The following is a 12,235-nucleotide window of genomic DNA, read 5'->3' as shown; positions in this document are numbered from 1 at the left end:
GGATGAGTGGCAAAAGTGGGTTTCACTTTTGCATCAAACCCACTAAACGAAGCCAATACGGGGCTTGCTGGAGACTTTTCATGCTGACCGCCTTCGACATTGCCGTCGGTATTCTCGTTCTGATTTCGGCGCTGCTGGCGACGGCGCGCGGCCTGACGCGCGAAGTGCTTTCGCTCGTCACCTGGGCCGGCGCGGCCGCCTTCGCCGCCTATATGTTCTTCTACCAGCCCCAGATCGCGCAGGAATTCGTCGCCGACGAATTATGGGCCAATATCGCGACCGTGGTCGTGAGCTTCATCGTCGCGCTGATCGTTCTGCATCTTCTGACCATGAAGATCGGCGACTTCATCACCGACAGCAAGCTCGGCCCGCTCGACCGCACCCTGGGTTTTGTCTTCGGCGCCCTGCGCGGTATCCTGATCGCCGTGGTGGTGGTGATCTTTGCCGACTGGCTCGTGGGAGCCAATCCGCCCAATCTGCCGTGGTATGGCGAGGCACAATCGCTGCCGACCCTGCGCTCGCTGGGCGATGGATTGATCTCCTTGCTGCCGGAAAATCTCGAGGAACAGGTCAACGACCTGCTCCAGGGCGGCGGTCCGGTCGAGGAATTGGGCGACGCGGCCGTGGGCACCGAACTGCCCCCCGAGCCTATCGAACAGACCACCCCCCAGGCCCCTGCCGCTCCGGCCGTCTGATCGCGCTCACATGGCGGTGAACGCTGGCACGGCGGCGGAGATGTTGACTAGTTATGACCGGAGGCGTAAGCCCCCGGTTGAATGACGGGATAGCCTTTTCTTTCCGGCATGCCGCCGGTTATGCCGCTTACCGTCAAGATCATCGCATTCATGGTGGACAGAGTGAACGCATCCCGCGCGACAAGCGACCATCTTTCCGGACCTGCTTTCGATCTCGATGGCGACACGCTGCATGAAGAGTGCGGCGTGTTCGGCATACTGGGCCACAAGGATGCGGCGGCACTGACGGCGCTCGGACTGCACGCCTTGCAACATCGCGGGCAGGAAGCCGCCGGTATCGTCACCTTCGACGGCGAGCGGTTCAATTCCGAACGCCATCTGGGCCTGGTCGGCGACCATTTCACCGATGCGGCGACCCTGGGCCGCCTTCCCGGCGACATCGCCGTTGGGCATGTGCGCTATTCGACCACCGGCGAAACCGTGCTGCGCAATGTGCAGCCGCTGTTCGCAGAGCTGGAAGTCGGCGGCATCGCCATCGCCCATAACGGCAATCTCACCAATGGCCTGACCCTGCGCCGGCGCCTCATCGCGCAGGGCGCAATCTGCCAATCGACCTCCGATACCGAAGTCGTCCTGCACCTCATCGCCCGCTCCCAGCGGACCGGTTCGGCGCAGCGCTTCATCGACTCCCTCGGCGCCATCGAGGGGGCCTATGCCATGGTGTCCATGACGCGGACCAAGCTGATGGGCGCCCGCGATCCCAATGGCATTCGGCCGCTGGTGCTGGGCGAGCTCGACGGCAAGCCGATCTTCGCTTCGGAAACTTGCGCTCTCGATATCATCGGCGCCAAATTCGTCCGCGACGTCGAGAATGGCGAGGTCGTGGTCTGCGAAATCCAGAAGGACGGCTCGATCACCATCGACAGCTTCAAGCCGTTCAAGCCGCGCCACGAGCGCGTCTGCCTGTTCGAATATGTCTATTTCGCACGGCCGGATTCGGTTGTTGCCGGGCGCTCGGTCTACGCGGCGCGCAAGAATATGGGCGCCCATCTGGCCAAGGAAGCGCCGGTCGATGTCGACGTGATCGTCCCCGTGCCCGATGGGGGCACCCCGGCCGCGCTGGGCTATGCGCAGGAATCCGGCATCCCCTTCGAATACGGTATTATCCGCAATCACTATGTCGGCCGCACCTTCATCGAACCGACGCAATCGATCCGCGCCCTGGGCGTCAAGCTCAAGCATTCGGCCAATCGTGCGGTGATTGCCGGCAAGCGCGTGGTCCTCGTGGACGATTCGATCGTGCGCGGAACCACCTCGCTCAAGATCGTCCAGATGATCCGCGATGCCGGCGCCAAGGAGGTGCATATCCGCGTCGCTAGCCCGATGATCTACCACTCCGACTATTACGGCATCGATACGCCGGACCCCGACAAGCTCCTGGCCAACCAATACGCGACCCTTGACGATATGTGCCGCTATATCGGCGCGGATTCCCTCGCCTTCCTGTCCATCGATGGCCTCTATCTTGCCGTTGGCGGCGAAAAGCGCGACCCCAAGGCGCCCCAGTTCACCGACCATTATTTCACCGGCGACTATCCGACGCCGCTCACCGACCTCGAGGGGCGTGACAAGAACGACCCCAAGCAGATTTCCATGCTCAGGGAAGCCGTATGACCGAAACCAGAGATCTTGCCGGCCGTGTGGTGCTGGTAACTGGCGCCTCGCGCGGACTGGGTTTTGCCGCCGCCAAGAATGCCGCCGCGCGCGGGGCCCATATCGTGGCCGTCGCCCGAACCGTGGGAGGGCTGGAAGATCTTGACGATGAAATCCAGGCCGCCGGCTCGTCGGCGACCCTCGTCCCCATGGACCTTACCGATGGCGACGCCATCGACCGCCTCGGCGCGGCGATCTTCGAGCGCTGGGGCCAGCTCGACGGCCTTATCGGCAATGCCGGGGCCCTGGGGGTGCTGACCCCCGTCCCCCACATCAAGCCCAAGGATTTCGCCAATGTCTTCGCCGTCAATGTCGGCGCGAACTACCGGCTGATCCGCTCCGTCGACCTGCTGCTGCGCCAGTCCGATGCCGGGCGGGCGGTGTTCGTCTCGTCGGGCGCGGCCTTGTCCGCCAAGCCCTATTGGGGGCTCTATGCCGCGTCCAAGGCAGCCCTCGATGCCATGGTGAAATCCTATGCCGGGGAAATGGCCATCACCAATGTGAAGGCCAATGTGTTCTATCCCGGCCAGGTGCGCACCGCCATGCGCGCCAAGGCCATGCCGGGGGAAGATCCCCTGACCCTGCCAGCACCCGACGAAATCGCGCCGAAACTGGTCGATCTCATCTCCCCGGCCTATGACAAGTCGGGCATGCGGGTGGATGTGCTCAAAGGCGAAGAGCCGCTTTAGGCCGCGTTGGCGCAGGAAACCCAGCGCCTATTTCCCGTCCTCGTCGACATAGGGATTCTTGCCGCCGCGCACCCACAGCCGGATCGGGGTGCCGGGCAGGTTGAAGTCCTGGCGCAAGCCGTTGACGATATAGCGCTGATACGCCTTGGGCAGCGCATCGGGGCGCGAGGCGAAGATGATGAAACTGGGCGGCCGCGTCTTCGCCTGGGTCATGTAGCGCAGCTTGAGCCGGCGGCCCGACACCGCCGGAGGCGGATGATGCTCCGTCATGGCGGAGAGCCAGCGATTGAGCTTGGCGGTGCGGATCTTGACGTTCCAGGTGCGCTCGATATCGAAGATCGCCTTCATCAGCTTGTCGATATTGCGGCCCTGCAGTCCGGACATGGTCACAAGCGGAATGCCGCGCAACTGCGGCAGGAGCCGCTCGCACTGCTCGCGCAGTTCAAGAATCTTGGCGTTCTTGTCTTCGATCAGGTCCCATTTGTTGACGGCGATGACCATCGCCCTGCCCTCGCGCTCGACCAGATCGGCCAGTGCAAGGTCCTGCTTTTCGAACGGGATGGTCGCATCGAGCAGCAGCACCACGACCTCGGCGTATTGGATCGACCGCAGGCTGTCACCGACCGAGAGCTTTTCCAGCTTGCCCTGCACCCGGGCCTTGCGCCGGATGCCTGCCGTGTCGACCAGGTTGATCACCCGCCCTTCCCACTCCCACGGCACCATGATCGAATCACGGGTGATCCCGGCTTCGGGCCCGGTCAGCAGGCGATCTTTGCCCACCATGCGGTTGATCAGCGTCGACTTGCCGGCATTGGGCCGCCCGACAATGGCCACGTTGAGATAGCGATTGGGGTTCCAGCGCATGGGCGCCGTATCGCCTTCCTGGTCCTCCCCCTCCTCGTCATCGACGTCCACATCGACGGCGGGCTTGTGCACCATGTCGAAATCGGCGGCCTCGGCCTGTTCGGCCTCCACCTTGTCCACCGCTTGCGAGATGATGGAATAGAGATCGGCCAGCCCCAGTCCGTGCTCGGCCGACAGCGGGACGGCTTCGCCAAATCCGAGACTGTAGGCCTCCAGCAGCCCCGGTTCCGAGGCCCTGCCCTCGGCCTTGTTGCCGATGACGTGAATGTCCTTGTCGGCCCGGCGCAGAAGGCGCGCGAAATGCTCGTCGGTCGGGGTGATGCCGGCACGGGCATCGATCATGAACAAGATGACATCGGCCTCGGCGATGGCCATTTCCGTCTGCCGCCGCATGCGGGCTTCGAGGCTGTCGTCATTGGCGTCTTCGTATCCGGCCGTATCGACCAGGGTAAAGGTCAGCTCGCCAATCCGGCCTGTCCCTTCCCGGCGATCGCGGGTGACGCCGGGCGTATCGTCGACGATGGCGATCTTGCGGCCGACGAGCCGATTGAACAGCGTGGACTTGCCGACATTGGGGCGCCCGACAATGGCGACGACGACCGACATGGATTACTCGACCACCGGCGACATGGGGGTGCCAAGAGCATCCAGATCGATCTCGAAGCTCTCCGCATCGTCCTGCGGCGCAACCTCTTCCACAATGTCGTTGCTGACCGCGACACCGGTCGAGGCCAGTTGCTCCAGATAGACATAGGCGCGCAGCTGCATGTCTTGCGCGGCCATGGGATCGGCGGCAATTTCCTCGAAGCGCGCGCGCGCATTCTCGATATTGCCGGCCTTATAATAGGCAAGGCCCAGCGCTTCGCGGGCATTGTTGCGCAGGGCGTTCTCCTCGCCGGTCATGCTCCCTACACGCGCTTCGACGGCCGCGGCATCGAAATGATCGACCGCGATATAGGCGGACATGACATAGGCCAGTTCCCGAAGCCGCGGCTGGTCGAGGCTGGCGGCCAGCGCATCATAAGCTGCGATGGCCTGCTCGAATTGCCCCTGTTCCTTGAGCGCGGCAGCCTGCTGGAAACGCGAGAGAATGGCATAGCCCTGCGGACCGTTGTTCTCAAGATCGGCGAAGGCGGAAAGAGCGCCGTCGACATCGCCCCCGTCGAGCATCTGCACGGCCGCGTAATAGCGATCCGAAGCCTCTGCGGCGGTGGAACTCCGCCACCACTTCCACACTTCGTTCGCCGCAACCAGCAGGACGATCAGCACGGCCCCGCCGATGATGAAGGGCGCGAACCGCCGCCAAAAGGCCTTCAGCTTGTCGCTGCGCAGTTCTTCTTCGATCTCGCGCAGGAAGGAATCTTCACTCATCCGAGGCACCTGAATTGTCCAGAATTTTGCCGGACAATAGAGGCCCGCCCCCTATAATGCAATCGTCACAAAGCCCGGATTCGCAGCGACTTTCGCGTGATGATCGGGAGCCGGTCAGGCCCTCGCCGCCGTCCAGGCGACGACCTCGCGCAACACGCTGTCGAGCGCGGAATTAAGGGCGGCAACCACGGTCGGTTGCTCGAGCGAGGGAGACGGCAACTGCGCCGCGAAATCCTGGCTGGCCATGACCGAACGGCTGCGGTCGTCGACGAGCTGGATATTGAGCCCCACCCGAACGACTGGCACATCAGGCGTGGTATCGAGCTCGAACGAGCGAATATCGGTCGACAAGATGACATCGAGCGCCACCGGATCGGTAGGCTTGCCCACATTCGTGACGCCGGCATCGCGGAAAGCCTGCAGCATCCGGGCCTGCACCAGAAGCGGCAGCCTGTCCGACCACTGGGAATCCTTGAGATAGCTCAGAATGCCCCCCGGTTGCCGCACGACGATGCGCTCGCTGTCATAGGTTGCAATCGTCGAAGGTTCGCGCACGACGACGATCCTGTTGGAGCGCCGCGTGACCCGTTGCGGCGCCCCGGGGGTGAGATCATACGTAACCGGCGCCGTCGCTCCGAGGCCGATGCAGCCGGCCAGGGTCGAGGTCAATCCCAACGCAGAAACGGCCAGAAACGCGCGACGTCCAAGTACAGCCTTCGTCATGTCTTTAGTCCTTGTCTATCGCGTTTCACGGGCGTCGGCAGCACTCACGGGGTGAACTCACGAACCGATTCCCCACCGAACACCAGCACCTGCGGATTGCGCTGGATCTGATCCAGAACGCGGTTGAACAGCTGAAGGCTCCGCATCGCTTCATTGGCGAGGGTCGTATAGGCCCCCAATCCGCTATTGGTGAAGGAGGTCAGACCCAGCGAGATCGCCGCGGTTCGCTCGTCGAGGGCGTTGGCGAGGCTCTCGACGGAATTGGCCGCCGCCCCGATATTGGCGATCAGATGCTCGCCTTCCTCGGAGGCCGCCATCGCATTGAGACGCTCGGAAAGATCGCGGATCGACAGCGCTGCCGCGCTGAAATCGGCGAACAGGGTCTGCCCATCATCCGAAGCGACCATGGAATCGACCCGCTCGACCAACTGCCGGATCGAGGCCGCCGTCTCCCGCACCTCCTCGAACAGCATCTGGCCGTCCTCGGTGGTGACCATGCCGTCGAAGCGGGCAATCAGCGTATCGGCCCGTGCCGTCGCCGTGCCCAGCGTCTCGGTGAACTGCCGCGTATTGGCGAGGATGCCGTCGACATTTTCGGCATTGTTGCCCAGCACGGCCGAAAAGGCATCGATATTGGCCATGGCGCGGGCGATGACGTCCGGATCGACGGCCGCCGAAGCGCGGTCGATCAGGTCGAGCGTATCCTGAAGCCCGTCGGACACGCCCGACAGGTTGCCGGCCAGGAGGCGCGCATCGGTAAAGAAGCCTTCGATATTGTCGGTATTCTGCGCCAGCGTCTGGGCGAACGCCCCGATATCGGCCACGGTCGAGCGGACTTCGTCGGGAGGAATGGCCGCAACGAGCCGCCGCACATCCTGCGTGAGAATCTGCATTTCGTCGGCCAGGGGCCCGATCTGATCGCTTGTGCGGGTCATTGAGGCGAGGAAGCCGTCTATGGCGTCGGAATTGGCGGCAAGCGCCGCCGAGAAGGTCTCGGCATTGGAGATGGTGTTGGAAAGGCTTATCCGGTTGTCCCGCACGAAGACGTCGAGCTCGCCGAAGGTGGAATCGATGCTTTCGAGCGTGGTGCGGACATTGGAGACGATGACGTCAAAATCCGAATCATCGCCGGCTCCCTCCACCAGCCCGGCCAGCCCCGCAGTCAGTTGGTCGATATTGGCCAGTGTCGTGGTCAGGCGGCTCTCATTCTCGGCGAAAAAGGATTCGATGCGCGCGAAGGTCGCTTCGGCGCTTTCGATGATGTTGGTCGCCCCTTCGAGCAGGTTCTGCAACCCGGCCGCCTCGCCCCGGATGGTGGCGATCCTCTGCCCCTCGGGCGGCAGGAGCGGCCCCGCCTCGAGCGAGCCGCCAAGCAGCTGGATATTGGCGATCCCCGTCAGCCCCTGCACTTCGAGGACGGCCCGGGTGTCGTTCATCACCGGCGCGGTCGCCTCGACGCCGATCCGCGCCAGAACCTGGGAGGGATCGTCCGGATTGATCGAGACCGTTTCGACCGTACCTACGGGCAGGCCGTTGAAGAGCACGGTGGTGCCGGCATTGAGCCCGGTCACAGCGCCATCGAAGACGATCCGGTAGCTGACCCGCTCGCGCACCTGATCAGCGATTGCGAACCAATAGACAAAGCCCGCGAACCCCAGCAGGAGCAGCGTCACGAACGCACCGACAATAGCGTAATTGGCCTTGTTTTCCATTGCGTTCAGGTCTTCTCCAGATGGCGTGCACGCGGCCCGTGAAAATATTCTGTCAGCCAGGGGTCGTCCGAAGCAAGCAATTCGTCGAGCGTTCCGACCTGCAACAGCTTTCCTTTGCCCAATGCGGCAATACGGTCGCAGACCGTAACCAGGCTGTCGAGATCGTGGGTGACCATATATACGGTCAGGCCCAGCGCGTCCTTGAGGCTCAAGACAAGTTCATCGAACTTGGCCGCTCCGATCGGATCGAGCCCGGCAGTCGGCTCATCGAGAAAAACGATCTCGGGATCGAGCGCCAGGGCCCGGGCCAGGGCCGCCCGCTTGATCATCCCCCCGGACAGTTCGGACGGATAGAGGTTTTCCGCACCGGGCGGCAATCCGACCTGGTCGATCTTGAACCGGGCGATTTCACGCCTGAGCTTGCGGGGAACATCCAGATGCTCGCGCATGGGAAATTCGACGTTCTCGATCACCGTCAGGGCGGAGAAAAGAGCGCCTTGCTGGAACAGAACCCCCCAATGGCGCTCGATCTCGACGCGCTGCTGGCGCGACAATGAAGCATAGTCGCGGCCGAACACTTCGATGGTGCCGGCGGTCTTGGGCAACAATCCCACAACCGTCCGCAGGGTCACCGACTTGCCCGAGCCCGAGGGGCCAATGATCCCCAGCACCTCGCCCCGCCGCACGTCCAGACTGAAGCCGTCGATGACCTTGCGGCCGTTGAAGCCCACCACGAGGTCGCGGATCGAGATGATGGGATCGGTCGGCGTGATTCGGGTCATGGCCTAGAACCCGATCGCGGCAAAGAACATGGCGAACACGCCATCCGCGACGATAACGAGAAATATGGCGCGGACCACGGAGGCGGTGGTGTGCTTGCCCAGGGATTCGGCGCTACCGGCCACCTTGAACCCCTCATTGGCAGCAACAAGGCCGATGATGATGGCCATGAACGGCGCCTTGACGAGGCCCACCAGCAATGTCCGCACATTGAGCGCATCCTGCAAGCGATCGAGGAAGATATCGATCGGGATGCCGCCATAGACGAACGCAACGATGGCCGCTCCGGCCAGCCCCGACATCGCCCCTATGAAGGCGAGGAAGGGCAAGCCGATCAGCAGCGCCAGCATGCGTGGCAGGATCAGGGCCTGATAGGGGTCCACGCCCATGACCGAAAGCGCATCGAGCTCCTCGCGCATGCGCATGGAACCGATTTCGGCAGTGATCGCCGATCCGGACCGGCCGGCGATCATGATGGCCGCCAGAAGCAGGCCCACCTCGCGCAGCATCAGGATAGCGGCGAGATCGACCACATAGATCGCCACGCCGAAATTGTTGAGCTGCAGGATCGATTGCTGGGTGATGATCGCCCCCACCACCACCGATATGAGCACGACGATGGGAACCGCCCGGAAAACGATGAGATCGAACTGATTGACCAGGGCGGCGAATCGAAACGGCGCGCGCAGCGTAAGCGTCGCAGCGAGGGCCGCGAGCGTCCGCCCGAGCACCGCATGGATGCCGACCAGATCGCCGAGCGCGGCGGCGGTCATGCGTCCCAGCCTCTCGAACGGCCGCAGCAACAGGGGCAGCCGCAGGGGTTTCTCGGGGGCATGAACCTCTATGGCGTTGACGTGCCCCAGGAGATTGGCCTGGGCCCCACTCGCGCCGGCAATGGTGGTCCGTACCGCTTCGCCAAACGAGGCGCGACGCTGCGCCAGCAGCAGTGCTCCGACGGTATCGAGCGCCGTCACCGCTTCGAAGTCGAATTCCAGCGCATCGGGACGGGAATGGCCGGCGAAAGCCTTGTCGAGCGCCGATTGCATCTGCCGCGCCCAGCGCGTCGTCCAGTCTCCCGCCAGCCGTGCCACGAGAACGCCTTCGGAACCCGATATGTCGATCTGTGGCGCCTCAGACTTTGCCATGCGGATTGCCGATCACTCCTCGCCCACGGTCCAAAGAGGGCGCTCTTTCCTAACAGAGCCGGACGGAATGTCATAGGCCGGGCGAGCGCGGGATTGGGGTATTGCACATTTGTGATGTGCCCCTAAGCCGCAGGCATTGCTCGCCGATTTCGTACAGGGCGCGTGCCTATCGGGTCTCGCGGAACCAGCCGCCCACGATGTCGCGATAGGTGCCCTCCCGGGACAATCTCTCGACGAGCGCATCGAGTTGATCTGCCGTCCAGCCCTCCGGCTGGGTGACCGCGATCCACGCCTTCAGATAGTGCTGGGGCGCATAGACATGGCCGAAGCCGATCGGCGAGGTCTGGGCCAGGACCAGATCGAAGGTGACCTGCAGGAAGGTCACCACCGGATACCAGTGCAGATCGGGCGAAACGTCCGGCGCGCGCGGTTCGTCCAGCCAGGCCGGACGGCGATAGAGCATGCCGGGATCGAAGAACACCACCGGATCGCTGCCATATTGCAGGTAGAAGAGCCGCAGGGGGCCCCAGGGATGCCTGGGGGGATCGAGCCCTTCATACTGGTTGGCATAGCGCACGATCGAGCCCTGCCCGACGCGCGGCAACCATGCCGGGCTTTCCGGATCGCGGGCCCCGGTGATGCTGCGCCAGATCTGGCTGGTAAAGGGCGGGCCGACCCAGAGTGCCCCATCTATGGGGTTGGCCAAGATATCGAACAGATTGATGGAGGCCTGGGACGAATAGGCCCCAAGGCTCAGCCCGTGCAGATAGAGTTCGGGCCGCTGGTCGGGGGGCAAGGCCATCCAATGGCCGTAGACCGTATCGAACAGGGCGCGGGCCGCCTCGACCCCGACATTGGGTTCGGACACCAGCGAAAGCCAGCTGGTGAGATAGGAATATTGCAGGGCAACACTGGCGACGTCACCCCCATGCAGGAATTCCAGCGTATCGATGGCCGGAGGCTGCACCCACCCGGTGCCCACCGGCATGATCAGCACCAGCACGGAGCGGTCGAAGGCGCCGATGCGCTCCATCTCGGCCAGGGCCAGTTGGGCGCGTTCCTCGATGGTGGGCGCCGAACGCAACCCCACATAAACCCTTAGAGGCGTCTGAGCCGGCTTGCCGGTCACCGCCTCGATTTCCGCCGCGGTCGGCCCGGACTGGACATAGACGCGCGCATCCAGCCCGATGGTGTTCCAATCGATGAGCGAGGCGGCGCTGCCCGAGCGCAGCGGATCGGTAGGCTGCACCTCATAGATGCCGGCCAGCGTGTCGAGATCGGCATAGAACCGGTCGGCGGCGGCGAAGGCCCAACGGCCCAGCATGCCGTTGACCGTTATGTTGGTGATGATGGTGACGATCAGGATGCCGCCCACAAGGGCGACCCGGGGCGGAATGATAAGGCGCAGCCAGCCCGAGACCAGCAGCACCCCCGAAACGATCAGCGTGCCGATCAGGATGAGCACCAGCGCCGGGAAGGTGGCGATCGCGGCCACATAGACAGGCTGGTTGGTTTCCACCGGCGGCATGTTCATCACCGTGCGGATCGAATTCTGCCAACCGGTGGACAGCCAGAGGCACAGGAGCGCGAACGCCAGGGCAACGGCCAGCAACGCCCAATGGGCATAATAGGCCCAGCGCCGGGTCGGCAGCTTGAGGCCCATGAAGTTCCACAGCCATTCGACGAACACGCCGATGCCGTAGCCGGCGGCGAAGACGCAGCCGGAAAGCACGCTCTGGATGAGGAAATGGCGCGGGATAAGCGAGGGCGTGAGCGAGAGCGCAAAGAACACCAGCCCGAGGAACAGGCCCCCCACGGGAATGCGGTAGATCAGCACCAGCATGCGCCGGATGATGCGCCGCACGGTCATTGCACCGCCTCTATGGCCGCCGAGGCGAGGTGGTAGCCGCCCAGTATGGCCAGCCCGGCGATCGCCAGGCCGATCAGTGCTACGGCAATGCCCAGCCCGATAAGCACGGCATCGCGATTGACCCACCCGAGGCACAGGATGCAGATGCCGGTATTGGGCACGGCGTTGATGAAGGGCACCGGCAACATCATCGGCAGGCTGATGACGATGATGAAGGCTCCGAGCAAGGGCCGCATGGGCGCTGCCGAGAGCAGGGTGAGGCGCGGCCGGGAAAACCGGCCCACCAGCCGAGCGATCCTCGAAAACAGTTCCGTCATGCGGAGCAGCGCCTTGACCGGCAGGCGGCGGCGCCTGATCCATCCGGGCAGGCGCAGCGGATGGCCGATGATCATGGCGAGGGAAAAGCCGATGATGGCGAAGGCCATGGTGCCGCCATAGCCGGGCGGGCCGGGCACCATGTTGAGCACGGAAAACACCAGAATCACCAGAACATGCGAGCGGGTGCCCAGCGCGGCAATCAGGCTCGAAACCGTGAACCGGGGATTGGCCTTCGTCTGGGACACCGCTATGGCGTCGAGCAAGGTATCGATGCGGACTTCCACAGGCGTGGGATCGCGTGCGGTGGTTGCCATTCGCAGATGCCTTACTGAAAAATCACGAGAACGCGCGGCCG

The 12,235-nt window shown here is 63.6% G+C and carries 11 protein-coding genes; 3 read left to right on the top strand and 8 right to left on the bottom strand.

Features of this window, described 5'->3' with window-relative positions; all coding sequences use genetic code 11:
- Positions 1–80 precede the first annotated feature (80 nt).
- From DVH29_RS04780 to DVH29_RS04770, 3 genes are all read left to right on the top strand, one after another.
- Positions 81–695, top strand: coding sequence for a CvpA family protein (locus DVH29_RS04780; protein ID WP_158541561.1), 615 nt, complete (start codon positions 81–83; stop codon positions 693–695).
- 150 nt (positions 696–845) lie between these two features.
- A complete protein-coding gene (purF, locus tag DVH29_RS04775; protein ID WP_245944879.1) occupies positions 846–2,369 on the top strand; it encodes an amidophosphoribosyltransferase in 1,524 nt (507 codons plus the stop codon).
- On the top strand, positions 2,366–3,097 hold the full coding sequence (locus DVH29_RS04770; RefSeq protein WP_114645013.1) for an SDR family NAD(P)-dependent oxidoreductase: 732 nt from the start codon (positions 2,366–2,368) through the stop codon (positions 3,095–3,097). Before purF ends, DVH29_RS04770 begins: the two co-directional genes overlap by 4 nt.
- Before the next feature lie 27 nt (positions 3,098–3,124).
- Here the strand turns inward: DVH29_RS04770 and der are convergent, their stop codons facing one another.
- The 8 genes from der to DVH29_RS04730 form a co-directional block, all read right to left on the bottom strand.
- Complete coding sequence (der, locus tag DVH29_RS04765) at positions 3,125–4,567, bottom strand: ribosome biogenesis GTPase Der (RefSeq protein WP_114645012.1); 1,443 nt, start codon at positions 4,565–4,567, stop codon at positions 3,125–3,127.
- Between the two features lie 3 nt (positions 4,568–4,570).
- Positions 4,571–5,332 carry a tetratricopeptide repeat protein gene (locus DVH29_RS04760; RefSeq protein WP_114645011.1) on the bottom strand — a complete coding sequence of 254 codons (762 nt, stop codon included), beginning with the start codon at positions 5,330–5,332 and terminating at the stop codon, positions 4,571–4,573.
- A 114-nt stretch (positions 5,333–5,446) separates the two neighbouring features.
- A complete protein-coding gene (locus DVH29_RS04755; RefSeq protein WP_114645010.1) occupies positions 5,447–6,055 on the bottom strand; it encodes an ABC-type transport auxiliary lipoprotein family protein in 609 nt (202 codons plus the stop codon).
- 44 nt (positions 6,056–6,099) lie between these two features.
- Positions 6,100–7,767 carry an MlaD family protein gene (locus DVH29_RS04750; RefSeq protein ID WP_114645009.1) on the bottom strand — a complete coding sequence of 556 codons (1,668 nt, stop codon included), beginning with the start codon at positions 7,765–7,767 and terminating at the stop codon, positions 6,100–6,102.
- Between the two features lie 5 nt (positions 7,768–7,772).
- Positions 7,773–8,549, bottom strand: a complete 777-nt coding sequence (locus tag DVH29_RS04745) for an ABC transporter ATP-binding protein (RefSeq protein ID WP_114645008.1) — start codon at positions 8,547–8,549, stop codon at positions 7,773–7,775.
- Between the two features lie 3 nt (positions 8,550–8,552).
- Positions 8,553–9,692, bottom strand: coding sequence for an ABC transporter permease (locus DVH29_RS04740; protein ID WP_114645007.1), 1,140 nt, complete (start codon positions 9,690–9,692; stop codon positions 8,553–8,555).
- Between the two features lie 166 nt (positions 9,693–9,858).
- Entirely contained in the window at positions 9,859–11,562 is a 1,704-nt protein-coding gene (locus DVH29_RS04735; RefSeq protein WP_114645006.1) for an alpha/beta hydrolase, read from the bottom strand.
- On the bottom strand, positions 11,559–12,194 hold the full coding sequence (locus tag DVH29_RS04730) for an exopolysaccharide biosynthesis protein (RefSeq protein ID WP_158541560.1): 636 nt from the start codon (positions 12,192–12,194) through the stop codon (positions 11,559–11,561). Before DVH29_RS04730 ends, DVH29_RS04735 begins: the two co-directional genes overlap by 4 nt.
- Positions 12,195–12,235 lie beyond the last annotated feature (41 nt).

This window comes from Pelagibacterium lacus (assembly GCF_003345525.1).
In the GTDB taxonomy this organism is placed as follows: Bacteria; Pseudomonadota; Alphaproteobacteria; order Rhizobiales; family Devosiaceae; genus Pelagibacterium; species Pelagibacterium lacus.
This window is presented reverse-complemented; position numbering and strand designations above follow the sequence as displayed.

Excerpts from the sequence above, each read along its gene's own strand:
- DVH29_RS04780 (WP_158541561.1), top strand. The coding sequence starts at position 81 with ATGCTGACCGCCTTCGACATTGCCGTCGGTATTCTCGTTCTGATTTCG.
- purF (WP_245944879.1), top strand. The coding sequence starts at position 846 with ATGGTGGACAGAGTGAACGCATCCCGCGCGACAAGCGACCATCTTTCC.
- DVH29_RS04770 (WP_114645013.1), top strand. The coding sequence starts at position 2,366 with ATGACCGAAACCAGAGATCTTGCCGGCCGTGTGGTGCTGGTAACTGGC.
- der (WP_114645012.1), bottom strand. The coding sequence starts at position 4,567 with ATGTCGGTCGTCGTCGCCATTGTCGGGCGCCCCAATGTCGGCAAGTCC.
- DVH29_RS04760 (WP_114645011.1), bottom strand. The coding sequence starts at position 5,332 with ATGAGTGAAGATTCCTTCCTGCGCGAGATCGAAGAAGAACTGCGCAGC.
- DVH29_RS04755 (WP_114645010.1), bottom strand. The coding sequence starts at position 6,055 with ATGACGAAGGCTGTACTTGGACGTCGCGCGTTTCTGGCCGTTTCTGCG.
- DVH29_RS04750 (WP_114645009.1), bottom strand. The coding sequence starts at position 7,767 with ATGGAAAACAAGGCCAATTACGCTATTGTCGGTGCGTTCGTGACGCTG.
- DVH29_RS04745 (WP_114645008.1), bottom strand. The coding sequence starts at position 8,549 with ATGACCCGAATCACGCCGACCGATCCCATCATCTCGATCCGCGACCTC.
- DVH29_RS04740 (WP_114645007.1), bottom strand. The coding sequence starts at position 9,692 with ATGGCAAAGTCTGAGGCGCCACAGATCGACATATCGGGTTCCGAAGGC.
- DVH29_RS04735 (WP_114645006.1), bottom strand. The coding sequence starts at position 11,562 with ATGACCGTGCGGCGCATCATCCGGCGCATGCTGGTGCTGATCTACCGC.
- DVH29_RS04730 (WP_158541560.1), bottom strand. The coding sequence starts at position 12,194 with ATGGCAACCACCGCACGCGATCCCACGCCTGTGGAAGTCCGCATCGAT.